This window comes from Streptomyces sp. NBC_01515, assembly GCF_045040345.1.
Taxonomy (GTDB): Bacteria; Actinomycetota; Actinomycetes; order Streptomycetales; family Streptomycetaceae; genus Streptomyces.
The window spans coordinates 984,207-1,010,198 of sequence record NZ_CP109416.1; the positions used below are offsets into that span (position 1 = coordinate 984,207).

General features: G+C 70.3%; 22 protein-coding genes and 3 pseudogenes. 14 read left to right on the forward strand and 11 right to left on the reverse strand.

All coding sequences use genetic code 11. The features are described from left to right. Nucleotides 1–30: 30 nt before the first annotated feature. Nucleotides 31–939 carry an EamA family transporter gene (locus tag OG407_RS04055; RefSeq protein WP_405855069.1) on the forward strand — a complete coding sequence of 303 codons (909 nt, stop codon included), beginning with the start codon at nt 31–33 and terminating at the stop codon, nt 937–939. A 53-nt stretch (nt 940–992) separates the two neighbouring features. On the opposite strand, the pseudogene OG407_RS04060 reads toward OG407_RS04055, so the two are convergent. The 5 genes and pseudogenes from OG407_RS04060 to OG407_RS04080 all read right to left on the reverse strand — a co-directional run. After that, nucleotides 993–1,496: pseudogene (locus tag OG407_RS04060) on the reverse strand (NAD(P)-binding protein); the annotation flags it as partial. Between the two features lie 172 nt (nt 1,497–1,668). Then, nucleotides 1,669–1,887, reverse strand: a pseudogene (locus OG407_RS04065) (SDR family oxidoreductase); the annotation flags it as partial. 569 nt (nt 1,888–2,456) lie between these two features. Beyond that, the gene (locus OG407_RS04070) at nt 2,457–3,179 is read right to left on the reverse strand and encodes a response regulator transcription factor (RefSeq protein ID WP_405855071.1); all 723 of its coding nucleotides are present in this window, start codon (nt 3,177–3,179) and stop codon (nt 2,457–2,459) included. 420 nt (nt 3,180–3,599) lie between these two features. Further along, nucleotides 3,600–3,806, reverse strand: a pseudogene (locus OG407_RS04075) (TetR family transcriptional regulator); the annotation flags it as partial. An 87-nt stretch (nt 3,807–3,893) separates the two neighbouring features. Continuing rightward, a complete protein-coding gene (locus OG407_RS04080; RefSeq protein ID WP_405855073.1) occupies nt 3,894–4,127 on the reverse strand; it encodes a hypothetical protein in 234 nt (77 codons plus the stop codon). Nucleotides 4,128–4,305: 178 nt separating this feature from the next. Here OG407_RS04080 and OG407_RS04085 point away from each other — a divergent pair, with 178 nt between their 5' ends. From OG407_RS04085 to hemC, 9 genes are all read left to right on the forward strand, one after another. After that, a complete protein-coding gene (locus OG407_RS04085; RefSeq protein WP_405855075.1) occupies nt 4,306–5,466 on the forward strand; it encodes a histidine kinase in 1,161 nt (386 codons plus the stop codon). Between the two features lie 22 nt (nt 5,467–5,488). Further along, entirely contained in the window at nt 5,489–6,133 is a 645-nt protein-coding gene (locus tag OG407_RS04090) for a response regulator transcription factor (RefSeq protein WP_365305030.1), read from the forward strand. A gap of 217 nt (nt 6,134–6,350) precedes the next feature. Beyond that, a complete protein-coding gene (locus OG407_RS04095; RefSeq protein WP_405855078.1) occupies nt 6,351–7,793 on the forward strand; it encodes a sensor histidine kinase in 1,443 nt (480 codons plus the stop codon). Then, nucleotides 7,790–8,479 carry a response regulator gene (locus OG407_RS04100; protein WP_405855080.1) on the forward strand — a complete coding sequence of 230 codons (690 nt, stop codon included), beginning with the start codon at nt 7,790–7,792 and terminating at the stop codon, nt 8,477–8,479. The genes OG407_RS04095 and OG407_RS04100 overlap by 4 nt, the downstream gene beginning before the upstream one ends. A 648-nt stretch (nt 8,480–9,127) precedes the next feature. Further along, nucleotides 9,128–10,075 (forward strand): ATP-dependent DNA ligase, encoded by a 948-nt coding sequence (locus OG407_RS04105; RefSeq protein WP_405855082.1) that lies wholly within the window; start codon nt 9,128–9,130, stop codon nt 10,073–10,075. 136 nt (nt 10,076–10,211) lie between these two features. Continuing rightward, the gene (locus OG407_RS04110) at nt 10,212–10,988 is read left to right on the forward strand and encodes an NPP1 family protein (protein WP_405855084.1); all 777 of its coding nucleotides are present in this window, start codon (nt 10,212–10,214) and stop codon (nt 10,986–10,988) included. Between the two features lie 77 nt (nt 10,989–11,065). Next, nucleotides 11,066–12,628 (forward strand): MGH1-like glycoside hydrolase domain-containing protein, encoded by a 1,563-nt coding sequence (locus OG407_RS04115; RefSeq protein ID WP_405855086.1) that lies wholly within the window; start codon nt 11,066–11,068, stop codon nt 12,626–12,628. A 441-nt stretch (nt 12,629–13,069) separates the two neighbouring features. Next, complete coding sequence (locus OG407_RS04120) at nt 13,070–14,089, forward strand: questin oxidase family protein (protein WP_405855088.1); 1,020 nt, start codon at nt 13,070–13,072, stop codon at nt 14,087–14,089. 61 nt (nt 14,090–14,150) lie between these two features. Beyond that, nucleotides 14,151–15,086 (forward strand): hydroxymethylbilane synthase, encoded by a 936-nt coding sequence (hemC, locus tag OG407_RS04125; protein ID WP_405855090.1) that lies wholly within the window; start codon nt 14,151–14,153, stop codon nt 15,084–15,086. 44 nt (nt 15,087–15,130) lie between these two features. On the opposite strand, the gene OG407_RS04130 is transcribed toward hemC, so the two are convergent. From OG407_RS04130 to OG407_RS04145, 4 genes are all read right to left on the reverse strand, one after another. Next, entirely contained in the window at nt 15,131–15,646 is a 516-nt protein-coding gene (locus OG407_RS04130; protein ID WP_403592334.1) for a hypothetical protein, read from the reverse strand. Nucleotides 15,647–15,835: 189 nt separating this feature from the next. Continuing rightward, nucleotides 15,836–16,696, reverse strand: a complete 861-nt coding sequence (locus tag OG407_RS04135; RefSeq protein WP_328685527.1) for an ABC transporter permease — start codon at nt 16,694–16,696, stop codon at nt 15,836–15,838. Continuing rightward, nucleotides 16,656–17,558, reverse strand: a complete 903-nt coding sequence (locus OG407_RS04140) for an ABC transporter ATP-binding protein (RefSeq protein ID WP_405855092.1) — start codon at nt 17,556–17,558, stop codon at nt 16,656–16,658. Before OG407_RS04140 ends, OG407_RS04135 begins: the two co-directional genes overlap by 41 nt. Beyond that, nucleotides 17,555–18,010 (reverse strand): MarR family winged helix-turn-helix transcriptional regulator, encoded by a 456-nt coding sequence (locus tag OG407_RS04145; protein ID WP_405855094.1) that lies wholly within the window; start codon nt 18,008–18,010, stop codon nt 17,555–17,557. Before OG407_RS04145 ends, OG407_RS04140 begins: the two co-directional genes overlap by 4 nt. 142 nt (nt 18,011–18,152) lie before the next feature. Here OG407_RS04145 and OG407_RS04150 point away from each other — a divergent pair, with 142 nt between their 5' ends. After that, on the forward strand, nt 18,153–18,956 hold the full coding sequence (locus tag OG407_RS04150) for a VOC family protein (RefSeq protein WP_405855096.1): 804 nt from the start codon (nt 18,153–18,155) through the stop codon (nt 18,954–18,956). Here OG407_RS04150 and glgX read toward each other — a convergent pair. Both glgX and OG407_RS04160 read right to left on the reverse strand, forming a co-directional pair. Further along, the gene (glgX, locus tag OG407_RS04155; protein ID WP_405855098.1) at nt 18,934–21,099 is read right to left on the reverse strand and encodes a glycogen debranching protein GlgX; all 2,166 of its coding nucleotides are present in this window, start codon (nt 21,097–21,099) and stop codon (nt 18,934–18,936) included. The genes OG407_RS04150 and glgX overlap by 23 nt on opposite strands. Next, nucleotides 21,096–21,599: a pep a2 gene (locus OG407_RS04160; RefSeq protein WP_405855100.1), complete on the reverse strand. Its 504-nt coding sequence runs from the start codon at nt 21,597–21,599 to the stop codon at nt 21,096–21,098. Before OG407_RS04160 ends, glgX begins: the two co-directional genes overlap by 4 nt. Nucleotides 21,600–21,897: 298 nt before the next feature. Here OG407_RS04160 and OG407_RS04165 point away from each other — a divergent pair, with 298 nt between their 5' ends. The 3 genes from OG407_RS04165 to treS all read left to right on the forward strand — a co-directional run bounded on the left by OG407_RS04165 (nt 21,898) and on the right by treS (nt 25,983). Then, complete coding sequence (locus tag OG407_RS04165; RefSeq protein WP_366492442.1) at nt 21,898–22,200, forward strand: DUF5133 domain-containing protein; 303 nt, start codon at nt 21,898–21,900, stop codon at nt 22,198–22,200. Nucleotides 22,201–22,276: 76 nt separating this feature from the next. Next, on the forward strand, nt 22,277–24,268 hold the full coding sequence (locus OG407_RS04170; RefSeq protein ID WP_405855102.1) for an alpha-1,4-glucan--maltose-1-phosphate maltosyltransferase: 1,992 nt from the start codon (nt 22,277–22,279) through the stop codon (nt 24,266–24,268). Beyond that, a complete protein-coding gene (gene treS, locus OG407_RS04175; RefSeq protein ID WP_365308498.1) occupies nt 24,265–25,983 on the forward strand; it encodes a maltose alpha-D-glucosyltransferase in 1,719 nt (572 codons plus the stop codon). Before OG407_RS04170 ends, treS begins: the two co-directional genes overlap by 4 nt. Nucleotides 25,984–25,992: the final 9 nt, after the last annotated feature.

The window sequence follows — 25,992 nt, forward strand, 5'->3', positions numbered from 1 at the left end:
GCAAGTGCCAAACGGGCGCACGATCGGAGCATGCCTGAAGTCGCCCCCGCACGCGCCGCCGCCTCAACTCCCCTGCCCACCACGGAACTTGTCACCCCGCAGCCGTCCCGGGTGGGCCTTCTCGGGGTCGCCACCATGGCCGGCAGCGGGCTGTCCAACCAGCTCGGCGCGGCGATCGGCTCCCTCGCCTTCCCGGTCATCGGGCCCGTGGGGGTCGTCGCGGTGCGCCAGTACGTCGCCGCCGCCGTCCTGTTCGCCGTGGGCAGGCCCCGGTTGCGGGAGTTCACGTGGCGGCAGTGGTGGCCGGTGCTGCTGCTGGCCGTGGTGTTCGGGACGATGAACCTGTCCCTGTACACCGCCATCGACCGTGTCGGCCTCGGTCTTGCGGTGACGTTGGAGTTCCTGGGGCCGCTGTCGATCGCGCTGGCCGCGACCCGCCGTCGGGTGGACGCCTGTTGTGCGCTGATCGCGGTGGCGGGCGTGGTGACGCTGATGCGTCCGCGCCCCTCGGCCGACTATCTGGGCATGGGGCTCGGGCTGCTGGCCGCCGCGTGCTGGGCGTCGTACATCCTGCTCAACCGGACCGTCGGGCGGCGCATCCCCGGGGCGCAGGGTCCGGCGGCCGCGGCCGGGGTGTCCGCGCTGATGTTCCTGCCGGTCGGGATCGTCGTCGCGCTGCGGCATCCGCCGACCCTCACGGCAGCCGCGTGTGCGGTGGCGGCCGGGGTGCTGTCGTCGACGGTGCCGTATCTGGTCGATCTGTTCACGCTGCGCCGGGTGCCGGCTCCGGCCTTCGGGCTGTTCATGAGCGTCAATCCCGTGCTCGCCGCCGTGGTCGGCTGGATCGGTCTTGGGCAGCGGCTGGGCTGGGCGGAGTGGGCGGGCATCAGTGCCGTCGTGACCGCGAACGCGCTGAGCATTCTCACCACGCGGGACTGAGAATCCCGCCCCTCCGACGTAACGTCACGTCACTCGGCGAGGATGTCGTCCAGGGTCTGGAAGCAGGCGTCGCGGTAGAGGTCGAAGTGGCGGCCGATGGCGCGCGCGTGCTGACGGATCTCCTCCCCCGGCGCGTACTTCCACCCGGGGACCTGGCCGACCTCCTCCAGCAGCAGCGGCATGCAGATGTACGACTCGATGTCGCAGTGGATGCCGGGGTAGCGGCTCCAGTACCAAGTGCCCCCGAAATCACCGCCCTTCTCGATCACCCGGATGTCCTGGACACCGGCCTGGCGCAGCCGTGCGGCGGCGAGCAGACCGCCGCCGACGACCGCGACCTCGACCCGGTCGTCGAGGGGTTCACGGGTGACGTCGGTGTCGGCGCAGGGGTCGTCGTCGTAGTAGTAGCCGAACTCGCCGGTGGCGCCCCGGTATTGGGCGCTGCCTTCCGGCCGGAGACGCCGGTCGCGCTCGGCCCGGCACTTGGCGCGCAGCGCCTCCGGATCGAAGCCGAGGTCGGTGTGTGTGGGGGGTGACGGACATGCTGGTCCTCTCAGCCGCCGAGGGATGCGATGCGATACGACAGGGCCGGACGCCGGTGTCCGTGGGGTGACCGGTGTCCGGGGCGGGGCCGTCAGCGCCGCATGTGCCGGCGGACCCAGCGGCTTGCCCGCCGTCGACGAGCAGGTCGGTGCCGGTGATGAACTGGGTCTGGGGCCCGGTGAGGAAGGCCACCGCGTCGGCGATCTCGCCGGGTGTGCCGGTGCGTCCCGAGCCGTAGTCGTCGAGCATCTTGAGCATGTGCCCACCGTGCGGCAACTCGGCCTCGGCCTTCGACATGGCGGTCGAAATGACGCCGGGGCTCACGGTGTTGATGCGGGCACCGCGCAGGTTCCAGGCCAGCGCGGCGGCCTCGACCCGTACGTGGTTGGCGCTCTTGGCGACCATGTAGGCGCGCAGCGAGTCGTCGCCCACGGCGGTGACGACGGGCAGGAAGAGCAGTTCCTCCGCCGGGACCGTGGCCAGGGCGGTGCCACGGCCCGCAACCGTCTCGAAGGCGTCGATCACATGGACCGTGCCCAGCGGGTCGACCTCCAGGACCGTCCGCGCCGAGGCGATCTAGGCGGAGACCCCCGGCCGTGTGCGCCACGGGCATTCGGGGACCGCCGCCGCCGTGTCGGTCAGGGTGTCGGCTATGCCACTGGGATCGAGGCCTCGATAAGCACACGCAAACAGGGTGGACTGACGCCTTCCGGTCAGTTCCTGACAAAAACCTGACGTGACCCAGCGCTCAGGACGACACTGCTGCCATGAACCGGGCAGAGATCTCACGGAGAGTCAACTCAGTTGAATTACCGGCAAGTTGCCCCACAGGGACGTGACGCCATCAACTCGCGAACGCAACGAGAAAAAGGCGGCACCACGTCACCGTGACACCGCCCGCACACCCCGCTTCACAGGGTGCCTATATTTGCCCAGCAAACCCCCTGCAACTCCCCGGCGGGGCACTCACGCACTCACACCTCGCCGACCGCCCGTCCGAGCCAGTAGCCGAAGCCCCGGCGGGTATGGACGAGTGCCGCGTCTTCCTGGTCCACCTTGCGGCGGAGGCGGGAGACGAGCTGCTCCATCGCGTTGTCGCCGCGGAAGTCGCCCCAGACGTACCGGCTGATCTGCTCCTTGGACAGCACCTTGTGCGCGTTGACGAGGAGGTGACGCAGCAGCCGGTACTCCGCGGGCGTGAGGTCGAGGGTGCGCCGACCGCGCCGCGCCTGGCAGGTGGTGTCGTCCAGCACGAGGTCGGCGTAGTGCAGCGCGCCGTCGCGTCCGCCGCCCCGGCCGCGCAGTAACACCTGGATGCGGGCGAGCACTTCGGCGATCCGGAAGGGCTTGGTGACATAGTCCCGCTCCCCCTCACCCAGTTCGGGCAGCAGCTCGTCGAGGGCGTCCCAGTCAGCGAGCAGGAGGACGGGCGGACGGTGCGTGACGAGTCGGCGGCCCTGTACGAGGGCGTCCATCTCGGGCAACTCCGCGTCGATGACGACCAGTTCGAACCGCTGCTCCGCGAGCCGGGACATCACCTCGGTGCCGTTGCCGGCCGTCCTGATGTGGTAGCCCGCCAACTCCAGTGTCGCAGAGAGGAGTTCGACGTTGTCCGGCTCGTCCACGGCGACGAGCAGATGCCGCCCGCCACCGCGGGCGAGTGATCGCGTCTCGCTGATGCTGTCGTACGTGGACATGAGCGTCACCCTACCGTCCTGCTTGCCTGACTCAAGCAATATACATTCGATTGCTTGACTCAAGTAAGTCAGATACGCTTGCCTAACTCAAGGAAGCCCGCCCCAAGGACGGGCCGACAGGAGTCAGGAGCACAGCTGAGCCCTCGCTCACCAGAGCCGGGGCCGCCTTGAGCGGAAGGCAGCCCCCGCGCCGAACCCGTGGGGACGGGGGTCGGCGCCGTCCCGGACCCGGTCGCCGGCCACTCCCCCGGATCGGCGCCGGGTCCGCGGACGAACCCTCTCCCCCACCTCGGGACGACCGCGGCCGACCCGCGCAGAACCAAGGAGTACGCCATGCTCGGCAGCGGTCTTCAAGGGCGCAGCGTCGTCGTCACCGGGGCGGGGTCCGGGATGGGGCGGGCCATCGCGTTGCAGTTCGCGCTCGCGGGTGATGGCCCGGACCAGGTCGGCCTTGGTGCCGAAGCGGTAGCGGACGGCCGCGTTGTTGCCCTGGCCGGCCGCTTCGCCGACCCGGCGGTTGGACACGGCATGGACACCGAGCTAGGCGAACAGCCGCTCCGCCGTGGTCAGGGTCAACTCCCGGGTGCTGCCCATCCGTTCAGGCTGTGCTGTCGTCCTGCCCGCCATCGCCGCCATCATCGCCACCGCCACCGCCGTTCTCCCGGGCCCAGGCTTCAGGCGAGCGGAATCTCTTATTCAGGCATAACCGTTGACTTAGACATCGTCGGCTTCCGGCCACTCACCGCCCCGCCGGGCAGGCGGCCGTCGGGCCGCCCGCCCGCGGGTCCGGTACAGGCTGACGCCCGCCCCCAGCGCGACGGCACCCATACCCACGACGGTCAGCACGGCCTGCGCGCCGTCGGCGGCGAAGGGCGCGACCGCGGCGACGAGCAGGTTGAACAGGAACAGGAACCACAGCACGGGTCTCGACGCGAGAAGCGGCCTCATCGGTGGTTTCCTCCGGATCGAGAAGACTTGGATCTTGACTGACGTGTTGCCTCAACGATTCCGTCGTCCGCCCGACGCCACGAGGGAGCGCTCTCCCGAACCCGCGGTGGAGCGGGCTACACCCGTGTCGGGTCGTCCGGTCCCGCGTGCCCGGGCCGATGCGCCTAACCTGATCTCCATGCGCGCTACCGTGCGGCAGGCCGCCCGAGCCACCCTCCAGTTGGTCGTCTCGGCCGCGATGGCCTTCGGGTCGTACATCTTCATCACCGTGCTTCTGATCACCGCGATCGCCACGGCCGCGGTGGTCGGCGCGTTCATGCTGCCGGAGACGGTGCTGTTGATACGGCGGATCGCCGGGGCCAAGCGGCAGCAGGCGGGCGCGTGGACCGGCCGGAAGATCCCCGAGGCGTACCAGCCGCTCAACGGCACCGTGCGGGACCGGGTGCGCACGGCGGTCCGCGACCCGAGCACGCTCACCGACTTCCGCTGGCTGGTCGCCTACTACGCCTACGGCGCGCTGCCCGTGCTGATGCTGCCGTTGTGGCCGCTGGGTCTGGTCGTCGACGGCGTGTGGTGCGGGCTGCTGCGCCGCCGGGCCGTCGTCCTGCCGTTGATCAGCAGGCTCGCGGATCTCGACGCGCACTGGTCCACCGTCCTGTTGAAGCCCTCGCCGAAGGCCCAACTGGCCGTACGGGTCGAGGAGTTGGTGCAGACCCGGGCGGGCGCGATCGCCGCGCACGGCGCCGAACTGCGCCGGATCGAACGCGACCTGCACGACGGCACCCAGGCGAGGCTGGTCTCACTCTCCATGCGGATCGGCCTCGCCAAGCGGGCCTACGACCAGGACCCGGAGGCTGCGCGCAGGATGCTCGACGACGCGCAGACGCTGGCCGAGGAGGCGCTCACGGACCTACGGCATGTCGTACGCGCCATCCATCCGCCGATCCTCACCGACCGCGGCCTGGTCGGCGCGGTGCGCGCGCTCGCCGCCAGCAGTGCGCTCGCCGTCACCGTGACCGTGGACGGGCTGACCGACGGACACGACGGGCCGCGCGCGCCCGCGGCGGTGGAGGCGGCCGCGTACTTCGTGATCGCCGAGTCGCTGACCAACGCGGCCAAGTACAGCGGCGCCGACCGCGCCGACGTCCATCTCGCCCGCGCCCGCACCGGACTGCGCGTGCGGGTGCGTGACGAGGGCCGCGGCGGAGCCGACGAGGCAGGGGGTTCGGGGTTGCTGGGCATGCAGCGTCGGGTCGCCGCACTCGACGGCAGTGTGACTGTGACCAGCCCCGTGGGGGGACCTACCGTGATCGAAGTGGAGTTGCCGTGCGTCTGGTAAGCGTAGTTGAGGCGGAACTGTCGTGAGAGTGGTGCTCGCCGAGGACAACGCCCTGCTCAGGGAGGGCCTGGTCCTGCTCCTGACATCGGCAGGACACGAGGTGGTGGCCGTCGCGGGCAGCGGGCCCGAGGTACTGCCCGCGCTGCTCGAACACCGGCCGGACGTGGCCGTGCTGGATGTTCGGATGCCGCCCGGTTTCCGCGACGAGGGGCTGCGGGCCGCGTTGGAGGCACGGGAGAAGATCCCGGGGCTGCCGGTGCTGGTGCTGTCGCAGTACGTCGAGGAGTCGTACGCCGCCGAGTTGTTGGGGGTCGGGGCGAGCGGGGTCGGCTATCTCCTCAAGGACCGGATCGGCCGCGTGGACGAGTTCCTCGACGCGCTGGACCGGGTGGCGGCCGGCGGTACGGCGCTCGACCCCGAGGTGGTGACCGAGTTGCTGACCCGGCGCCGCAATTCCCCGCTGGACTCGCTGACCCCGCGTGAGCGCGAGGTGCTGAAGCTGATGGCGGAGGGGCACGACAACACGACGATCGCCAAGACCCTGGTCGTCACGGAACGCGCGGTCAGCAAGCACATCGGCAACGTGTTCCTGAAGCTGAGCCTGCCACCGAGCGACAGCGGGCACCGCCGGGTGCTGGCAGTGCTGGCGTATCTGCAGAACGTGTGACGCGCGCGCCGCCGCTCTCGTCCCCGGGGATGACACGGGCGGCGGCGCGTACCGCGTTCTCAGTAGTCGCGATTGTCGGCAGCCGCAGGACGACGGGACGGGGGTCCGCCCGGGAGTCTGGGGCGATCCCCGAGCAGCAGATGGGGAGTACTCCGTCCCGTGGCTGCTTTCCTCGATTGACCGGGCCTCATCCGACCGGGCCTCACCGGAGACACCCATGAACGACAGCCTGCAGCGCTACGCGGACGAGCACATCCGCACCGTCGACACCATGTCGGCCGTTCTGCTGTTCGCCATGTTCCTCTTCGGCAGCGAGCTGAGCGCCCCCGGCGGTCCCCGGCCGGACGCGGTGGGCCCCACGATCACGCTCGCCGCGGCCTCCTGCGCGGCCCTGCTCTGGCAGCGGAGCCGTCCTCGGACGGTCGTCGCGGTCACGGCGGTGGCGGCTGCCGGGGCGAGTGCGCTGGGCCACTTGCTCACCCCGTTGATACTGGGCCCGCTGATGCTGGCGCTGTACCGGCTGGCCGTTCTCACCGGCCGCGGCACGGCCCGCCGTTCCTTCCTCGCCTCGGTCGCGCTGGTGGTCACCACGGCCACGGTGGTGGACCCGGTGCATCACCCCTGGCCGTTCAGGACCGTCGGCCCGGCCGCCTGGCTGCTGTTGCCGGTCGTCGCCGGGAACGCGCTCCGGCTGCGGGACGCGTATCTGGAGGCGGTGGGGGCGCGGGCCGAGTACGCGGAGCGCAGCCGGGAGAAGGAGGCCCGGCACCGGGTGGCCGAGGAACGGATGCGTATCGCCCGGGAGTTGCACGACGTCGTCGCCCATCATCTGGCACTGGCCCACGCGCAGGCCGGTACCGCGGCCCACCTCGCGCGCACGCACCCCGACCATGCGCAGAAGATCCTCACGGAACTCGCCGGTACGACGTCCTCCGCGCTGCGCGAGATGAAGGGCACGGTCGCTCTGCTGCGCCAGCCCGACGACCCCGGCACGCCCCTGGCCCCGAGCCCTGGCCTGGCCCAACTCACCGAACTGACCCGCACGTTCGCGTCCGCCGGGCTCATGGTCACGGTGACCACAGAGGGCGAGGAGTGCCCGCTGTCACCGGGGGTGGACCTGACGGCGTACCGGATCGTGCAGGAGGCCCTCACCAACGTCAGCAAGCACGCCTCGACCCGGTCGGCGCGGGTGCGGTTGGGGTACTCCTACGACCGGTTGACCGTCACGGTGACCGATGACGGGGTGGGCACTGCCGGGCCCCCTCCCGGCCAGGGTTTCGGACCGATCGGGACGCGCGAACTCGTCCGGTCGGTCGGTGGCGTCCTCCGAGCAGGGCACCGCGCCGGAGGCGACGACGGGGCGAACGCGGTGACGGCCGCCGCACCGGCCCCCGCCCACGCCTCCGCACTCGACGGGAGACGCAGGCGCGCCCGGTCCGCCGGCAACGCCCTCCAGGCCGGGCACCCTGCCGCGGGCGGCGACGGAGCCGACGCGGTGCCGTTCGCCGCCCGCGGCTTCGGACTGATCGGCATGCGCGAGCGCGCCCGGTCCGTCGGCGGCGCGCTCCAGGCCGGCCACCGTGTCGACGGCGGTTTCGAAGTCACCACCGAACTGCCGCTGTACCCCAGGGCCCCGGAACCGGAAGAAAGAACCCCATGACCATCCGCGTGCTGCTCGCCGACGACCAGGCCCTGCTGCGGGCCACCTTCCGGATCCTGATCGACACCTGCGAGGACATGGAGGTGGTCGCCGAGGCGGCCGACGGCGCCGAGGCGGTCCTGCTGGCCGGTGAACACCGCCCCGACCTCGTCCTGATGGACATCCGCATGCCCGGCACCGACGGTCTGACCGCCACGACCGCGATCTGCGCCGACCCGGCGCTGTCCGACACCCGCGTCCTCATCCTCACCACCTTCGAGGTCGACGAGTACGTGGCCCAGGCCCTCCGGGCAGGCGCGAGCGGTTTCCTCGGCAAGGACGTCACCGCCGACGCGCTGCTGTCGGGCATCCGTACGGTCGCGTCCGGCGAGTCGCTCCTCTCCCCGCTCGCCACCCGTACCCTGATCGCCCGCTTCCTGGCCACTCCCGCGCAGGGCGCCCGACTGGCCACGCCGGGCCGGCTCGACGCCCTCACCGCCCGCGAGCGCGAGATCATGGCCATGGCCGCCGAAGGCCGCTCCAACGACGAGATCGCCGAGAAGCTGTACGTCAGCCCGCTGACCGTACGCACGCATGTGCACCGTGCCATGGCCAAGCTCGACGCCCGCGACCGCGCCCAACTCGTCGTGATGGCCTACCAGTCGGGGCTGGTGCAGGCGCCACCTCCACCGGTTCCGGAGTTCTGACGCGGCGGCCGTCCGGAGGGGACCGGCAGGTGTCCGGGGGACTCCCGTGTCGTGCGGGGAAACGGGCGCCTCCCGACGAACCAGCGGCCGTTCACGCGATCCCGCAGACACTCCCCCGCGATCCGACGGCGTATACGCGGAACCCATCGACCGTTCCGTGGAACCGTCGACGCGTGTGCGAACCCGCCCACCTTTCCGCGGAACCGGTTGCCTGTCCGCGAGCCCCACGACCGTCCCGCAGAACCAGCGGTACGTGCCCGCACACACAGCGCCCTGTCAGCCCTACCTCCACCCGGGCACGCGGACGCGCCGACGCACCCGCCGAACCGACCGGCCCGTCCGCCGACCCTGCGCCCGTACACGCGACCCCTCAGACTCATCCGCCAGACCCACGAACCGTCCTGCGAACCGATGGCGATACGCCCGAACCCGCGGCGCTCTCAGCGAACCGACGCCGGTACACCCGCAAACCCGGGCTCCTCCCCACCGAACCGAACCGAACCGATCCCGAAGGCTCAGCCCCTTCCCTCACACCCCGAACCGCCCCCGTTCAGGCGAACCCGCCCCGAAACACGCGTGCCACCGCCCACTCCCGTCGACACCTCTGCCGTGACCCCGCCGCCGACGCCCCTCCCCCGCATCCCACCCATGCTCGCCACCCCCGGCCCCCTTCCGCCCACCGCCCAGGACTCCCAGTGGGCCTACGAAACCAAGCAGGACGGCCAGCGCGTACTCGTCTATCTCCCCGGCGACGGCAGCGTCCTCCTGCGCGCCCGCTCCGGGGAGGACATCACCGCCGCCTACCCGGAACTGCGCGCCCTGGGCGGCGAGTTGGGAACCACCCCGGCGATCCTCGACGGCGAGGTGCTCGCCCTGGACGAACAGGGCCGCGCCGACTTCCAGTTGCTGCAGGGCCGGATGGGTCTCGCCGGATCACCGGCGCAGGCGGCGCGCCGAGCCGCCGAAACACCCGTCCATCTCGTGCTGTTCGACATCCCCCACCTCGGACAACCGCTCCTCACCCTCCCCTACGCCCATCGACGAGCCACGCTGGAGCGGCTCGACCTCGACGGCCCGTACTGGTCAACTCCCGCCGCCCTCACCGGACATGGCACAGAAGCCCTGCGGGCCACCCATGAGCACGGGCTCGAAGGCCTCGTCTGCAAGCGGCTGGACTCGGTGTACGAACCCGGGGTCCGTTCCCGCGCCTGGATCAAGATCCGCAACCTGCGCAGCGAGGACGTGCTGGTCGGCGGCTGGGTGCCCGGCAAGGGGCGCCTGACGGGTCTGCCCGGCGCGGTGCTGGTGGGGCAGCGGGCGGGCGGCCGGCTGCGGTACGTCGGCAATGTCGGCACCGGCTGGAGCGAGGCCGAGCGGACCGAACTGGCCGTACTGCTGCGGGCGGCCGGGACCGGCACGTGCCCCTTCGACCCCGTACCGCCGGTGGCCGACGCGCGCTGGGTGGTGCCCCGGCTGGTCGGCGAGGTCCGCTACAGCACCCGTACGCGGGCCGGGATGCTGCGCCAGCCGTCCTGGCTGCGGCTGCGCCCGGACCTCGCGCCGGAGGAGTCGGCGGCGGATCTGCCCGAGGGTTAAGGAAGTTGCGTAGATCAAGTATTGGGGTGCCCGTTACCGAAGTGACATCCCACCCCCTTGGCGCGTACATGGAAAGTCGGCACCATGAAAGCCCTTTCCCCCAGAGCCGTTGGGCTGCACCCAAGAGGAGGACGCAGTGTCGTCCCAGAAGTCCCGAATCCGCCGCGGAAGGTGGCTCGCCGGCCTCGGCGGTGCCGCCGCCCTGGTCATCGCCTTCCCCAGCGTCGCCTTCGCCGCGCCGCCCACGGCACTGCCCGCGAACGCCGAAGCCGCCGAGCAGACGTATCTGCCCGCCTTCGACTACGACACGGACGGCTGCTACCCGACGCCCGCGATCGGCCCCGACGGGACGATCAACGGCGGCCTGAACCCGACGGGTTCGCTCAGCGGCGAGTGCCACGACGCCTCGGACCTCGACAACACCAACAGCTACTCGCGCTACAAGTGCAACAACGGCTGGTGCGCGTACATGTACGGCCTGTACTTCGAGAAGGACCAGGCCGTCGCCAACTCCAGCATCGGCGGGCACCGCAACGACTGGGAACACGTCGTGGTGTGGGTGCAGAACGGCACGATCCAGTACGTCTCGACGTCCAACCACGGTTCGTTCACCGTGCACGCCGCGTCCGACGTCCGCTTCGACGGCACGCACGCCAAGATCGTCTACCACAAGGACGGCATCGGCACGCACGACTTCCGGCTGGGGAACGCGAACGACGAGCCGCCGGAGAACGCCAAGCACACCTGGCAGTACCCGCCGCTCGTCGGCTGGAACGGCTACCCGGCGGGCCTGCGCGACAAGTTGAGCGCGTACGACTTCGGCAGCGCCAACCTCGGGCTCAAGGACGCGAACTTCGTGGCCCACCTCACGTCGGCCAAGCCGTCCGGAATCACGTTCGACCCGGTCGCCTGACCGAACCGTCCAGGGGGCACCATCGTTCTCAGGGCTCCCGGAGTCATCTCGACCCCGGGAGCCCGAGAGGACGGAACGTGGCAGCTGAACGCGGGATCTCGCGGCGGGCTCTCCTGATCGCGCTGGGCATCGCCGGGGCGACGGCGGTGCCGGCGGGTGCGCAGGGCCCGGCTCCCGGGAACGGATACACCATGCCCACCCTCGCCTTCGACGACCAGGCCGTCCAGCGCCGCCTCGGCACCGTCTACGCGTCCGCGCTCAGATCCGTGTCCGGCGCCAACACCATCGGCGCCGACCGCTCGGTGTACGACAAGGCGGGCCTGCTCAGCTATCCGCCCGGCACCGTCGTCCGGGCGGGCGGCGGCTATCCCGCGCCGCAGCGCTGGACGCGGGACGCGGCCGTCAACGCGTGGAGCGGGGTGAGCCTGCTGGCGCCGGACGTCGGCCGCAACACGCTGTGGTCCGTGGTCGACCGCAGGCGGGACGGGTTCGTCGTCCAGCAGGACAACCAGTGGTGGGACCAGATCGTGTGGGTCCTGGCCGCGCACCACCACTACCTCGTCACCGGCGACCGGGACTTCCTCACCCGGGCCTACGACACGTCCGCGCACACCCTCGCGGCCCGCCGCGCCCAGCACTTCAACCCGTCGTTCGGCCTCTTCGAGGGCCCCGGCTTCATGAACGACGGCATCTCCGGCTACCCCAGCCCGCCCGCCTCGACGTCCGTCCACTCGTCCTTCGTCCTCGACCACCCGCACGCCGACAAACTGATGTGCCTGTCGACCAACTCCCTCTACTACGGCGCCCAACTCGCCCTCGCCGCCATGTCCGAGGCTCTCGGCCACCCGGTACAGGCCGCGTCGTTCCGCTCGGACGCGGAGCACCTGCGCACGGCGATCGACAAGCACCTGTGGCGCGCGGACGCCGGCACCTACGCCTATCTCGTGCACGGCGAGGACACCCATGCCGGGCACGTCGACACGTCGCAGGAGGGCGCGGGCCTGGCCCTCGCGATCCTCCTCGGCGTCGCCGACCCCCAACGCGCCGTCCGGATCCTCGACTCCACGCACTGGCAGCCGTACGGCATCGTCAACGTCTGGCCGCACTTCCCGCGCTTCGACGACCGGCATCCGGGACGGCACAACGTGATGGTCTGGCCGATGGTCCACGGGCTGTACGGCCAGGCCGCCGCCGACGCGGGCCGCGCCGAGCCGTTCGCCCTCGCCGTCGACACCCTCGCCGACCTGGTCACCGCGAGCGGCGGGTTCTACGAGCTGTACAACTCCGTTTCCGGCGCCGTGGACGGCGGCTGGCAGGGCGGGGCGAGCGGGCACGCCGACCACTTCGTGTCCCAGCCCGACCAGACCTGGTCGGCGACGGCGTATCTCCGCCTGATCCACGACGGCCTGTTCGGCCTGACGTTCACGGACGACTCGCTACGGCTGCGCCCGTGTCTGCCGGCGAACTGGGGGGCGGTGAGTCTGCGGGGGCTGCCGTATCGGGGGATGACGCTGGATGTCTCGCTGAGCGGAGGTGGGAGCCGGGTTCAGTCCTGCACGGTGGACGGGGCGTCGGGTTCACCGGTCGTGGCTGCTGGTGGGCGGGGGCGTCGGGTGATCTCAATCGTGCTGGCGGAGTGAGCGATCCGCTGGTTGGAGGGGGTGATGTGCGGCTCCGCCGCGGGGCCTTGATGGGTCGTCGTTCGGGTGCGGCACCGTTGTGGCTGGTCGCGCCCACGCGGCGGAGCCGCACATCGACACAGCCCCGCGCCCGTTGTAGGCCAGGGTGTTGCCGAGGCTCGGCCGGCTTCACTCAGGCCGCCTCGGTCCGCGAGCGGCTGCCGCGCCGTCGTGGCTGGTCGCGCAGTTCCCCGCGCCCCTTGTAGGCCAGGGGGGTTGCAGAAGCGCGGCCGACTTCGCCCAGGCCGCCTGCATAGCTGGTCGCGCCCGCGCGGCGGAGCCGCACATCGACACAGCCCCGCGCCCGATCCGCCTCGGTCCTCGGGACTAGGACCGGAGGTGGGTGGCTCTTCCGCCTTCGGGCCGTTCTGCGGATGCAGGCCCGCGCCTAGCGTGCTGGGTATGGATACGAGCGGAACGCTGGAAGAAGCATTCGGGCGGCTGCACTCCACCGGGCCCGAGCGGGAGGGGTGGCTCAGTAATCACGCCCCGATGGTTGCCGAGGCGCTTGCCGCGCATGGGCAGGCGGGGGCCGTTCATCGCTGGCTCGATCTCTATCGGGACAAGCTGGAGGAGTTTCCCGAACCGGTGGCCGCTGTCACGGACGCCAACTGGGCTGCCGCGCTGGGTGATTCGCGTCGGGTCGCCGACTGGATCGGCTACTTCTCCCGGACTCTCGGCGAGCGGCCCTGGCGGGACGTGCTCGCCGTGTGGTGGCCGCGGCTGCTGCCCGGGATCGCCGCGGGCGCCACCCATCCGGTCATCCGTGTCGGGCATGCCGTACGGGCCCTCGGTGTGGAGGAGAACGAGCCTCGGCTCACCGAACTCGCCCACGGGTTGGGATATTGGGCGGCGCGGCATCAACCCGTGTCCGGCATCGCGGAGTTGGCCGCCGGTCACAGCGCAGCCAGTGCCCTTGACTCCGTGCCGCCGATCGTGGGAGGCGTGGTCGGGTTCCGGGCGCGGCTGGCCGCTGTGCGGCAACTGCCCGGCTGGGCGGGCGAGGTGAGCGATCCGGACGTGGCTCGGGAGCGACTCGGTGAGCTGGTGCGGGCGGCCACGCATCGTTACGCCACCCACGGGCACGGTGAGCCGACCATGCTGGTCCATGCGGCTACGGCGCCCAACGCCGTGCTGCGCGCCCTGGACGCGCTGCCGCGCGAGCTGTGGGCGCCGAGTCTGCACGCCGCGTGGACGGCGTCCGCTTCCGTCACCGCGATGTACGCCCCGGAGAAGGGGATCGACTTCGTTCCGCACGTGCGGCTTACGGCCGAAGAGGTGATGGTGCGGGCCCTGGAGCATGGGGACGAGCACGTGATCAAGTTGACGGACACGGCCCTGGATGTCGGGGACGAGCGGGCTCTCGCCGCCGCGCTGCGGGCCGTGGAGATCAGTGAGCCCCTTGTGCGGGGGCGGGCCTGATCCTGTTGCCAGGTGCGCCCATCGGTCAACGGCGGCATGCCGGACGGTCTATCGTGTCCGCATGTCCGTGCCCGAACTGATCCGTATCGTCTCCCGCGACTCGCCCATGGCGCTGGCCCAAGTGGAGCGTGTGCGCGCCGAGTTGGCCGTCATTCATCCGCAGGTGCGCACCGAGGTCGTGCCGGTCAAGACGACCGGTGACAAGTGGATGGGCGATCTGGCCCTGGTCGAGGGCAAGGGGGCGTTCACCAAGGAGGTGGACGCCGCGCTGCTCGCCGGGGTGGCGGATCTCGCGGTGCACTGCGTGAAGGACGTGCCCGCCGACCGTCCGCTGCCGGCCGGTACGACGTTCGCCGCGTTCCTGAAGCGGGACGACATCCGTGACGCCCTGGTCCACCCGGGCGGGCTGACCCTCGACGAGTTGCCGGCCGGGACCCGGATCGGCACCTCGTCGGTCCGGCGGGTCGCGCAACTCGCCGCCACACACCCGGAGTTGGAATGCGTGCCGTTCCGCGGCAACGTCAACCGGCGGCTGGAGAAGCTCGCGGCGGGTGAGGCCGACGCGCTGCTGGTCGCGATGTCCGGCCTGCACCGCATCGACCGGCTCGACGTGATCAGCGAGGTGCTGTCCCCCGAGGCGATGATGCCGCCGATCGGCGCGGGCATCCTCGCCCTGCAGTGCCGCGAGGGCGACACCGACGTCATCGACACGGTCAGCGGGCTCGGTCACCCGGAGACGCATCGGGAGGCGACCGCGGAGCGCATGTTCCTGCACGTCCTCCAGGGGCACTGCAACAGCCCGATCTCCGGGTACGCGCAGGTCGACCGGAGCGGTGAACTGTCGCTGCGCGCCTGTGTGTTCACCCCGGACGGCAAGACCCGGCTCAACGCGCACGAGTGGGCGGGCCGACTGGACCCGGCGACGCTCGGCACGTCGGTGGCCGTGGCGCTGCTGCGGCAGGGTGCCCGGGAGATCATCGACGGCATCCCGCACTGACGCGGGAGGCTCTGGGGGGGCGGACCACGCCTGGTCCCGGAGGCTCAGGGGGTGCCGGGTTCCGCCTGGTCCCGGAGGAACTTGCTCACCTGGTGCGCCAGGCCGTCCCGTCCCACACCGGCGGCGACGGCCGCCTCGCACAGACCGATGCCGCCCGCCCACAGGCGCCGCTCGGTCCACTCCTCCTCCACCCGCAGCTGGACCTGTACGTCCACCTGCTTCAGCGAGGCCTCGGCACCGGCCGCGTAGACGACGGCGGTGGCGCGGCGCAGCGGATAGACGTCGAAGCCCTCGATGAACTGCGAGCTGCGCCAGTCGATGAAGGCGCTCTCGCCGTCGGGGCCGACCCTGACGTCGATCTGGCCGTCCTCCAGGTGGATGCCGTAGTGCCGCGCGCCGCGGTTCTCGACGGTGACACGGAGCGTGAAGTAGGTCAGCCCTTCGGCCGCGTCGTCACGTCCGCGTGGCGGCTCGGCGGCGGCCAGGCTGTGGACGCGGACACGCAGACCTGCGTGTTCGTCGTACTCCTGCCAGTCCCCGACCACGTTCGGCTCGTACACAGTGCACCCTCTCGACTTCAGAGAGCTGCTTCCTATCTGTGTGCTCAGCGCACTGTCAAATGAGCGGAATGCGCTGTGGCCAGCGTTTTCGACCGCTTGATCACTGATCAAGCCGTGCGCAGGAAGAATCCGCTTTCCGGCCGTCGAATCCCGGTCGGGGGCGTGCCGCACATCACGTCCGGTCCAAGATCAGCGGGCGAGCCGTCCGAGCAGGGAGGAGGCGGCCGCGATGCCCAGTGCGGCGGCCACCAGCAACACGGCGAAGTCGGTGCCCACATGGGACGGGGTGCCGAGCAGCAGCCCGCGCAGCGCGTCCACTTCGTAGCTCAGCGGGTTCACCTTGCTCACCGCCTGCAGCCAGCCGGGCATGATCGCCACCGGGTAGAGGGCGTTGGACCCGAAGAACAGCGGCATGGTGATCGCCTGTCCGAAACCCATCAGCCGGTCCCTGCTGAGCACGATGCCGGCGATGGTCATCGACAGACAGGAGAAGAAGGCCGAGCCGAGGATCACGATCGCCCCGACGCCGATCAGCTTCAGCGGGTTCCAGGTCAGCGCGACTCCGAGGAGCGCGGCGATGACGACCACGACGACGGCCTGGATCAGGGACTTCACGCCGGCCGCGAAGGCCTTGCCGGTGATCAGCGCCGAGCGCGGGGTGGGGGTGACGAGCAGCTTGTTGAGGATGCCCGCGTCCCGCTCCCAGATGATCTGGATGCCGTAGAAGATGGCGATGAACATCGCGGACTGGGCGATGATGCCCGGGGCGAGGTAGTCGATGTAGGGGATGCCGCCGGTGGGGATCGCCTTGATGCGGGTGAAGGTCTGGCCGAAGATCAGCAGCCACAGGGCGGGTTGGACGGCGCGGGTGTACAACTCGGTGCGGTCGTGGCGGAGTTTCTGGAGTTCGACCGCGCACATCGCGATGACGCGGGCGGGCAACAGCCGCCATCCGGCGCGGGGTTGGGGCGGGGTCAGGAGAAGGTTCAGGTCGTTCTCAAGGGCTGGGTCAGCCGACGCGGTTCGCGGTGCGGCGGGTGCTTCGGACATCGCGGAAACCTCCTGACTGGTCTTCGAGACCGCTGCCGGCGATGTCCCGGAAGACGTCCTCAAGGGTGGGCAGCGGATCGGTGGCGGGCGCTCCGTCGGCGCGCCGGCGTTCGCCGAGGCCCTCGCGAAGCTGGTCCGGGGTGCCCAGGGCGCGGATGCGGCCGCGGTGCATGAGGCCGACGCGGTCGCAGTACTGGTCGGCCTCGTCCATGTAGTGGGTGGTGACCAGGACGGTCATGCCGGTGGCCTCGCGCACGGCGTTGATGTGTTCCCACACGCTGGTGCGGGCGATCGGGTCGAGGCCGATCGTGGGTTCGTCGAGGATGAGCAGGCGGGGCGCGCTGACCAGGGCCTGGGCGAGTTCGAGGCGGCGGACCATGCCGCCGGAGTAGGTGTTGGCGAGCCGGTCGGCGGCGTCGGTGAGGTCGACCGCGCGCAGCGCCTGGGCGACGCGGGCGGCGCGTTCCTTGCGCGGCACGTCGAAGACGCGGGCGAAGAGAGCGACGTTCTCGCGGCCGGTGAGCCCGCTGTCGGCGGACAGCTGCTGCGGGACGTAGCCGAGCATCCGCCGTACGGACATCTGTTCCTTGGCCGTGTCGTGGCCGAAGACGTGGACCATGCCCGCCGGGACCGGCAGGAGGGTGGTGATACAGCGGATGGCGGTGGTTTTTCCGGCGCCGTTGGGGCCGAGCAGGCCGAAGACCTCGCCCTCCCCCACGGACAGGTCGAGCCCGTCGACCGCGGTCGTCTCGCCGAAGGAATAGGCGAGCCGGGTGCAGCTGACGGCCGCGGGCGGCCCGGTGGCGATGTCAGCGGCGGTGTCGGTGTCGGTGTCGGTGTCAGCGTCGATGGACGGCGTCATGACTCCTCGGCCTCCTCGTGCAGATTGACGGCCAGTTGGCGCAGGGCCGGGATCGCCGCGCGCAGCGCGTCCCGGTCCGCCTGGTCGAGACGGTCCACCTGGCCCCGGACGAGCGCCGCGCGCCGCGCGTGCCAGTCGCTGAGGCGCGTCTTGGCCGCCTCGGTGAGCTGGAGGCGGGCGGCCCGCCGGTCGGCGGGGTCCGTCCCACGGATCATGAAGCCGTCCCGGACGAGCTGGTTGACGAGCGTCGACACCGAGTTGCTCGCGAGGAACAGCTCCTTCGCCGCGTCCGAGATGCCGATACCGGGCCGGACCTCGACCAGGCGCAGCAGCTCCACCTCGGCGCCGCGCAGCCGCGGCACGGCCATCTCGCTGCGCAGCCGCCTGCGGATCAGCCGCTGGACACCGACGAGCGCGTCGGCCAGCTCTTCCGGGAAGTTCTCCGTCTCCACACTCGGAGATTACCTCTTTAGCAGAGGTAACTAACCCAAAAGGATGGTCAAGACACCTGCTCGGGAGGCAGCGGGACCGCTTCCGGTTGGACACTGGTGGAGACCGGTGGCCGCCGGTCCACAAGATCGGAACGCGACTGCCATGAACCACGACAGGAAATCGTCCCTCGGAGAACCGGACTCCGTCTCCACCCGTTCGGTGTTCGGCGCCCCCTGCTGGGTGAGTCTCACGAGCCGCGACGTGGAGAGCACGGAGGCCTTCTACGAGGCCGTCTTCGGCTGGAAGTGGCGCTCCGCCAGCCTCGGCGAGCGCTTCCGGATCGCCACGGCGAACGACATCCCGGTGGCCGGTCTGGCCGCGGTGGCCTCCATGTGGCAGGTCGCGGTGGCGTGGACGCCGTACTTCGCCGTGCCCGACGCGGACGTGGCCGCGGCCCGGGTCCGGGAGCGCGGCGGCACGGTCGCCGTGGGACCGCTCTCCTTCCCGCCCGGCCGGGCGGCCCTGCTCGGCGACCGGGACGGCGCCACCTTCGGCATCTGGGAGGGCGACCTCGTCCGCGGCTGGGAGACATGGCGCCGCTCGGCCCCCGCCTTCGTCCGGCTGCGCACCCGCGACGCCTTCGACGCGGCGATCTTCTACGGCGAGGTCCTCGACTGGGCCTCGGCGGACCCGCAGAGCTGTGACGTGCGGTACGAGGGCGGCGAGGTCGTCCTGCGCAGCGGCGGCAACGTCGTGGCCCGCATCGAGTCGGGCGCCCTGGAGGCGGCCCCCGACCCGACCGTCCGCCCCAACTGGCAGGTCCACTTCTCGGTCTCGGACATCAGGTCCTGCGCCCGGGTCACGGAGGCGTACGGCGGCAGCGTCCTGCGCGAGAACACCACCGAGGCCGTCCTGCGCGACCCCGACGGCGCCCGCTTCACGGTCACCTCCCGCGACGCCCCCTGACCCTGCCCGCCTCCCGCGCGGGCCGCGACAACAGCACAAGACTGCGCGCCCCTACGGCCATCTCGGTGCCGGCCTTGTGTTCCGTCTCGTCCGGGGCACCCTGCGGCTCGGCGGTGTCGATCAGGGTCGTCCAGCGCTCGCCGTAGGCGATGTCGGGCAGACGGAAGTCGACGGGCTCCCAGTAGCTGTTCAGCAGGAGCAGGAACGAGTCGTCGACGACGGGCCCGCCGTGCGGGTCGCGTTCGGCGATGGCGTCACCGTTGAGGAACACGCCCACGCAGTGCGCGTCGGAGCGCTGCCAGTCCAGGTCGGCCATCTCGCGGGCGTCGGGCAGCAGCCACACCAGGTCGGGCAGCGGCTGACCCGCGTGCACGGCGGTCTCACCGCGGAAGAACCTACGACGCCTCAGCACCGGATGCGCGGCGCGCAGCCCGATCACATACCGCGTGAAGTCGGCGAGTTCACGCTGCTCGTCGCTCAACTCCCAGTCGATCCAGGAGACTTCGTTGTCCTGGCAGTAGGCGTTGTTGTTGCCGCGCTGGCTCCGGCCCAGTTCGTCGCCGTGGCCCAGCATCGGGATGCCCTGCGAAAGGAGCAGCGTGGCAAGGAAGTTGCGCTGCTGACGCGCGCGCAGCTCCAGCACGGCGGGGTCGTCGGTCTCGCCCTCGGCCCCGCAGTTCCAGGACCGGTTGGTGCTCTCACCGTCCCGATTCCCTTCCCCGTTGGCCTCGTTGCGCTTGTCGTTGTACGAGACCAGGTCGCGCAGGGTGAACCCGTCGTGCGCGGTGACGAAGTTGACGCTGGCGCGCGGTCGGCGCCGGCTGTGCTGGTACAGGTCGGAGGAGCCGGTGAGCCGGGACGCGAACTCGCCGAGCGTGTGCTCGCCGCCCCGCCAGAAGTCCCTTACGGCGTCCCGGTACTTGCCGTTCCACTCCGACCACAGCGGCGGGAAGTTGCCCACCTGGTAGCCGCCCTCGCCCACGTCCCACGGCTCGGCGATGAGCTTGACGCGGCTGATCACCGGGTCCTGCTGGATCAGGTCGAAGAACGCCGACAGCCGGTCCACCTCGTGGAACTGCCGGGCCAGCGTGGCCGCGAGGTCGAAGCGGAAGCCGTCGACATGCATCTCGGTGACCCAGTAGCGCAGCGAGTCCATGATCAGCTGGAGGACGTACGGGTGCCGCATCAGCAGGCTGTTCCCGGTACCCGTCGTGTCGTAGTAGTGGCCCCAGTCGCCGTCCACCAGACGGTAGTAGGAGGCGTTGTCGATCCCCCGGAAGGAGAGGGTGGGGCCCTTCTCGTTGCCCTCGGCGGTGTGGTTGTAGACCACGTCGAGGATGACTTCTAGCCCTGCCGCATGCAGCGCCTTCACCATGGACTTGAACTCGGTGACCTGGCGCCCGCGTTCGCGGTGCGCGGCGTAGGCGTTGTGGGGCGCGAAGAAGCCGATGGTGTTGTAGCCCCAGTAGTTGGACAGACCCCGGTCCTGGAGCACCCCGTCCTGCACGAACTGGTGCACCGGCATCAACTCGACGGCGGTCACCCCGAGTTGGACGAGATGCTCGACGACCGCCGGGTGCGCGAGTCCCGCGTACGTCCCCCGGAGTTCCTCGGGGACCTCCGGGTGGGTGCGGGTCAGCCCCTTCACATGGGCCTCGTAGATCACGGTGTCGGCGTACGAGCGCCGGGGCGGCCGGTCGTCGCCCCAGTCGAAGGCCGGGTCGGTGACCACGCCGAGCATGCCGTGCCCGGCGCTGTCGCCCGGGGCGGGTCCGGCCGAACGCTCGTACAACGAGGGGTCGTTGTCGATCTGGCCGTCCACCGCCCTGGCGTACGGATCGAGGAGCAGTTTCGCCGGATTGCAGCGGTGTCCGACGGACGGCGCCCACGGACCGTGCACCCGGTAGCCGTAGCGCTGCCCCGGCCCGACGCCCGGCAGATAGCAGTGCCACACGAAGCCGTCGGCTTCGGTGAGCCGAATGTCGCGGTGCCTGCCGTCGTCGTCGACGAGGACGAGGTCGACGCGTTCGGCGACCTCGCTGAACAGAGCGAAGTTGGTGCCCGTCCCGTCGTAGGCGGCCCCCAGGGGAAAGGGGTGACCGTTCCAGACGGACACCCCTTTCCCGGACGGGCGCGCGGTCACTTGGCGTCCTCCAGGACGCCGCGTGTCGGGCGGGCCGGCAGGGCGGCCGGTACCTCGCGCGGGAGTTGGAGCGTCTCCCGCAGGCGCGGCGCGGGCGTCCTGGGGACCCGGGGAACGCGTTCGCCGCTGCGGGCGCGCTGCGAGAACCAGATGACCTTGCTTCCGGTGTCGGTGGCGCAGCAGCCCCAGCCGTCGCTCATCGCGGCGATCCGGGCGAGGCAGGCGCGCAGGTCCTGGTCCGGGCGCAGATCGCGGTCGTTGTCGCCGATGGCGGTGATCAGGTGCTGGCCGTTCCACCACAGCTCTATCGACGTGTGCTTGTCCGTGGCGTGCTCGTCGATGGCCCGCAGCAGCAGCTCGGCGCCGCGGCAGACGGGCTCCACGAGGATCTCCAGGTCCCAGAGTCGGAGGTGGGCGGCCAGGATGCGCCTGACCTGCCCGACCCGTTCCTGGCTGACGTCCACATCGAGGTGGTAGTAGCAGGGCACTGCGGTCTTCATCGTCGTTGGCTCCCTACCGGCGAAGCTCACGCTTCCCCTCGCCCTGCGGGGCCGGGGCCCCGAACACGAAGCGTGAGCAATGATCGCTTCTGAGTCACCTCCAGAGTGCGAGCGCTAGGCCATTCGTGCAACACGAGCGACGGATGAGGTAGTTGAAGAACCAACAAGACGCTGGGTCATCACGTGTGCACCATGAGTGAAAGCCTCGACTGCCGTGACGGAGCCATGCCGCTCCGGGCACGGCCGCCACCCGACGGTCGGGAACCGCGGTCCGCCGAGGCGAAAGGTGAACAGCGCCATGCTGCTACCCGCCAAAGCCGAAGTCGCCCGCCAACTGCGGCGCTACCGGGCGTGGGAACGCGTGATGCTCGCATCGCCGGGCGACCGGACGGTACGGGCCACCTTCGAGGACTCGGGCTACACCTTGTGCGTGCTGATGGGGAAACGCTGCGCGCGCGAGGCCGCGGAAGCCGCGGAACGCTTTCTGCGCGGCAGCCAGGGCACGTACCAGCAGGAGCAGAACGCCCGCCCCCGTACGGCGGCCGTCGTGCACCGCGGTCCGCCCGTCGCGGTCGATCAGCGTTCCCCGGCGGGAAGGTAGTCCCCCTTCCGGCGCAGCTTGGACCCCGGCCGGGTGAACAGCCCGGCCTCGAACGAGCATGACGGAGGTGAGACCCATGAACGCGACCCCGGCAGCCATCGGCCGCATTCCAGTACGTGACGTACGCCCGTCCGTGGACAGCGGCGCCCGCCCGGCGAAGGCGGTGGTCGGCGAGACGTTCCAGGTCACCGCCACCGTCTTCCGCGAGGGCCACGACACGATCGGCGCCAACGTCGTGCTCTACGACCCGGACGGCCGCCCGGGCCCATGGACCCCGATGCGCGAACTCGCCCCCGGCAGCGACCGCTGGGGCGCCGAGATCACGCCGACCGCGACAGGCCGTTGGTCCTACGTCGTGGAGGCCTGGGGCGACCCCGTCGCGACCTGGCGCCGGGCCGCCCGCATCAAGATCCCGGCCGGCATCGACATCGGCCTGATGCTGGAGGAGGGCGCGGAGCTGTACGCCCGAGCCGCCACCGGGGTGCCCGAGGGCCCGGCCCGCGCCACGATGCTGGCCGCCGCTGAGACGCTGCGCGACGACACGCTGCCGGTGGGGACGCGGTTCGTGGCCGCGTTGACTCCGAGTGTGGACGGGGTGCTGGAGCGGTATCCGCTGCGGGAGTTGGTGACGGTCTCCGAACCCCGGTCCCTGGTGGTCGAGCGGGAGCGGGCCCTCTACGGCGCCTGGTACGAGTTCTTCCCGCGCTCCGAGGGCACCCCGGCCCAGCCCCACGGCACCTTCCGCACGGCGGCGAAACGCCTGGACGGCATCGCCGCGATGGGCTTCGACGTCGTCTACCTGCCGCCGATCCACCCCATCGGGAGCACCTTCCGCAAGGGCCCGAACAACACCCTGTCGGCAGGGCGGGAGGACGTCGGCGTCCCGTGGGCGATCGGCTCACCGGAGGGCGGGCACGACGCGATCCACCCGCAGCTGGGCACGCTGGAGGACTTCGACGCGTTCGTCGCGCGGGCCGCCGAGCTGGGCATGGAGATCGCGCTCGACTTCGCCCTCCAGTGCTCACCGGACCACCCCTGGGTGGAGAAGCACCCGGAGTGGTTCCACCACCGCCCCGACGGGACGATCGCGTACGCGGAGAACCCGCCGAAGAAGTACCAGGACATCTACCCGATCGCCTTCGACCGGGACCTGGACGGCCTCATCGCGGAGACCGTCCGCGTGCTGCGGCACTGGATGGACCACGGGGTACGGATCTTCCGCGTGGACAACCCGCACACCAAGCCGGTCGTGTTCTGGGAACGGGTGATCGCCGAGATCAACGGCACCGACCCGGACATCATCTTCCTGGCCGAGGCATTCACACGCCCCGCGATGATGGCCACCCTCGCGCAGGTCGGGTTCCAGCAGTCGTACACCTACTTCACCTGGCGCAACACGAAGCAGGAACTCACCGAGTATCTGGGCGAGTTGTCGGGCGAGGCGGCGGCCTACATGCGGCCGAACTTTTTCGTCAACACCCCGGACATCCTGCACGAGTTCCTCCAGGAGGGGGGCCGCCCCGCCTTCGAACTACGCGCGGTACTGGCCGCCACCCTGTCCCCGACATGGGGTGTCTACAGCGGCTACGAACTAGGTGAGAACGCCGCTCTCCGGCCGGGGAGCGAGGAGTATCTCGACTCGGAGAAGTACCAACTCCGCCCGCGCGACTGGGAGTCGGCCGAGCGGGAAGGACGTAGCATCGCGCCATTGCTGGGCAAGCTCAACGATATCCGGCGCCGTCATCCGTCGCTGCACCAGCTCAGGAATCTCCGCTTCCACCGGACGGACAACGACGCGCTGATCGCGTACAGCAAGACCACGGGTGTGGACACGGTTCTGGTGGTCGTCAACCTGGATCCGCACCACACCCAGGAGGCCACGGTCTCGTTGGACATGCCGCAACTCGGCCTGGAATCAAACGAATCCATGTCGGTGTACGACGAACTGACGGGTGAGTCCTATCAGTGGGGCAGGACCAACTATGTGCGTCTCGAACCCGGCCGGGCTCCCGCGCACGTGTTGCACGTCCGGCGGTCCACACAGAGCGGAGGGTCAAGAGCTTCATGACTGTCAACGAACCGGTCCACGACACCTTCGAGGACACTCCCGCCAAGGACCGGGACCCCGAGTGGTTCAAACGCGCCGTCTTCTACGAGGTCCTGGTCCGCTCCTTCCAGGACAGCAACGGCGACGGCGTCGGTGACCTCAAGGGCATCACCGCCAAACTCGACTACCTCCAGTGGCTCGGCGTCGACTGCCTCTGGCTACCGCCCTTCTTCAAATCCCCCCTGCGGGACGGCGGTTACGACGTCTCGGACTACACCGCCGTACTCCCCGAATTCGGCGACCTCGCCGACTTCGTCGAGTTCGTCGACTCCGCCCACCAACGCGGCATGCGCGTCATCATCGACTTCGTCATGAACCACACCAGCGACCAGCACCCGTGGTTCCAGGAGTCGAGGAAAGACCCCGACGGCCCGTACGGCGACTACTACATGTGGGCCGACGACGACAAGCAGTACCCCGACGCCCGCATCATCTTCGTCGACACCGAAGCCTCCAACTGGACCTTCGACCCGGTCCGCAAGCAGTACTTCTGGCACCGCTTCTTCTCCCACCAGCCGGACCTCAACTACGAGAACCCGGCCGTACAGGAAGAGATCCTGGCCGCCCTCCGCTTCTGGCTGGACCTCGGCATCGACGGCTTCCGCCTCGATGCCGTCCCCTATCTCTATGCGGCCGAAGGCACCAACTGCGAGAACCTGCCCGCCAGTCACGACTTCCTGAAGCGCGTCCGCCGGGAGATCGACGCGATGTATCCGGACACCGTGCTGCTGGCGGAGGCGAACCAGTGGCCCGAGGACGTCGTCGACTACTTCGGCGACTACCAGGGCGGCGGGGACGAGTGCCACATGGCATTTCATTTCCCGGTCATGCCACGGATCTTCATGGCGGTCCGCCGGGAATCCCGCTACCCCGTGTCGGAAATTCTCGCCAAGACCCCTGCGATTCCCTCGGGTTGCCAGTGGGGCATCTTCCTGCGCAACCACGACGAGCTGACCCTGGAGATGGTCACCGACGAGGAACGCGACTACATGTGGGCCGAGTACGCCAAGGACCCCCGCATGCGCGCCAACATCGGCATCCGGCGCCGCCTCGCAACCCTGCTGGACAACGACCGCAACCAGATCGAACTGTTCACGGCCCTGCTCCTCTCGCTCCCCGGCTCGCCGATCCTCTACTACGGCGACGAGATCGGCATGGGCGACAACATCTGGCTCGGCGACCGCGACGCCGTCCGCACCCCCATGCAGTGGACCCCCGACCGGAACGCGGGCTTCTCCTCCTGCGACCCCGGTCGCCTCTTCCTGCCGGCCATCATGGACCCGGTCTACGGCTATCAAGTCACCAACGTCGAGGCGTCGATGTCGTCGCCCTCCTCGCTGCTGCACTGGACCCGCCGCATGATCGAGATCCGCAAGCAGAACCCGGCGTTCGGGCTCGGCTCGTACACGGAGCTCCAGTCGTCGAACCCGGCGGTGATCGCGTTCCTGCGCGAGTACGAGGACGACCTCGTCCTGTGTGTGCACAACTTCTCCCGGTTCGCGCAGCCCACCATGCTCGATCTGCGGGAGTTCGACGGCCGGCATCCCGTGGAGCTGATCGGCGGGGTGCGGTTCCCGGCCATCGGTGAACTGCCGTATCTGCTGACGCTCGCGGGGCACGGCTTCTACTGGTTCCGGCTCCCGCGAGCCGCTCCCCGCATCGGCCGACGACTTTGAGGATGTGCC

Excerpts from the sequence above, each read along its gene's own strand:
- OG407_RS04055 (WP_405855069.1), top strand. The coding sequence starts at position 31 with ATGCCTGAAGTCGCCCCCGCACGCGCCGCCGCCTCAACTCCCCTGCCC.
- OG407_RS04070 (WP_405855071.1), bottom strand. The coding sequence starts at position 3,179 with ATGTCCACGTACGACAGCATCAGCGAGACGCGATCACTCGCCCGCGGT.
- OG407_RS04080 (WP_405855073.1), bottom strand. The coding sequence starts at position 4,127 with ATGAGGCCGCTTCTCGCGTCGAGACCCGTGCTGTGGTTCCTGTTCCTG.
- OG407_RS04085 (WP_405855075.1), top strand. The coding sequence starts at position 4,306 with ATGCGCGCTACCGTGCGGCAGGCCGCCCGAGCCACCCTCCAGTTGGTC.
- OG407_RS04095 (WP_405855078.1), top strand. The coding sequence starts at position 6,351 with ATGAACGACAGCCTGCAGCGCTACGCGGACGAGCACATCCGCACCGTC.
- OG407_RS04100 (WP_405855080.1), top strand. The coding sequence starts at position 7,790 with ATGACCATCCGCGTGCTGCTCGCCGACGACCAGGCCCTGCTGCGGGCC.
- OG407_RS04105 (WP_405855082.1), top strand. The coding sequence starts at position 9,128 with ATGCTCGCCACCCCCGGCCCCCTTCCGCCCACCGCCCAGGACTCCCAG.
- OG407_RS04120 (WP_405855088.1), top strand. The coding sequence starts at position 13,070 with ATGGATACGAGCGGAACGCTGGAAGAAGCATTCGGGCGGCTGCACTCC.
- hemC (WP_405855090.1), top strand. The coding sequence starts at position 14,151 with ATGTCCGTGCCCGAACTGATCCGTATCGTCTCCCGCGACTCGCCCATG.
- OG407_RS04135 (WP_328685527.1), bottom strand. The coding sequence starts at position 16,696 with ATGTCCGAAGCACCCGCCGCACCGCGAACCGCGTCGGCTGACCCAGCC.
- OG407_RS04140 (WP_405855092.1), bottom strand. The coding sequence starts at position 17,558 with ATGACGCCGTCCATCGACGCTGACACCGACACCGACACCGACACCGCC.
- OG407_RS04150 (WP_405855096.1), top strand. The coding sequence starts at position 18,153 with ATGAACCACGACAGGAAATCGTCCCTCGGAGAACCGGACTCCGTCTCC.
- OG407_RS04160 (WP_405855100.1), bottom strand. The coding sequence starts at position 21,599 with ATGAAGACCGCAGTGCCCTGCTACTACCACCTCGATGTGGACGTCAGC.
- OG407_RS04165 (WP_366492442.1), top strand. The coding sequence starts at position 21,898 with ATGCTGCTACCCGCCAAAGCCGAAGTCGCCCGCCAACTGCGGCGCTAC.
- OG407_RS04170 (WP_405855102.1), top strand. The coding sequence starts at position 22,277 with ATGAACGCGACCCCGGCAGCCATCGGCCGCATTCCAGTACGTGACGTA.
- treS (WP_365308498.1), top strand. The coding sequence starts at position 24,265 with ATGACTGTCAACGAACCGGTCCACGACACCTTCGAGGACACTCCCGCC.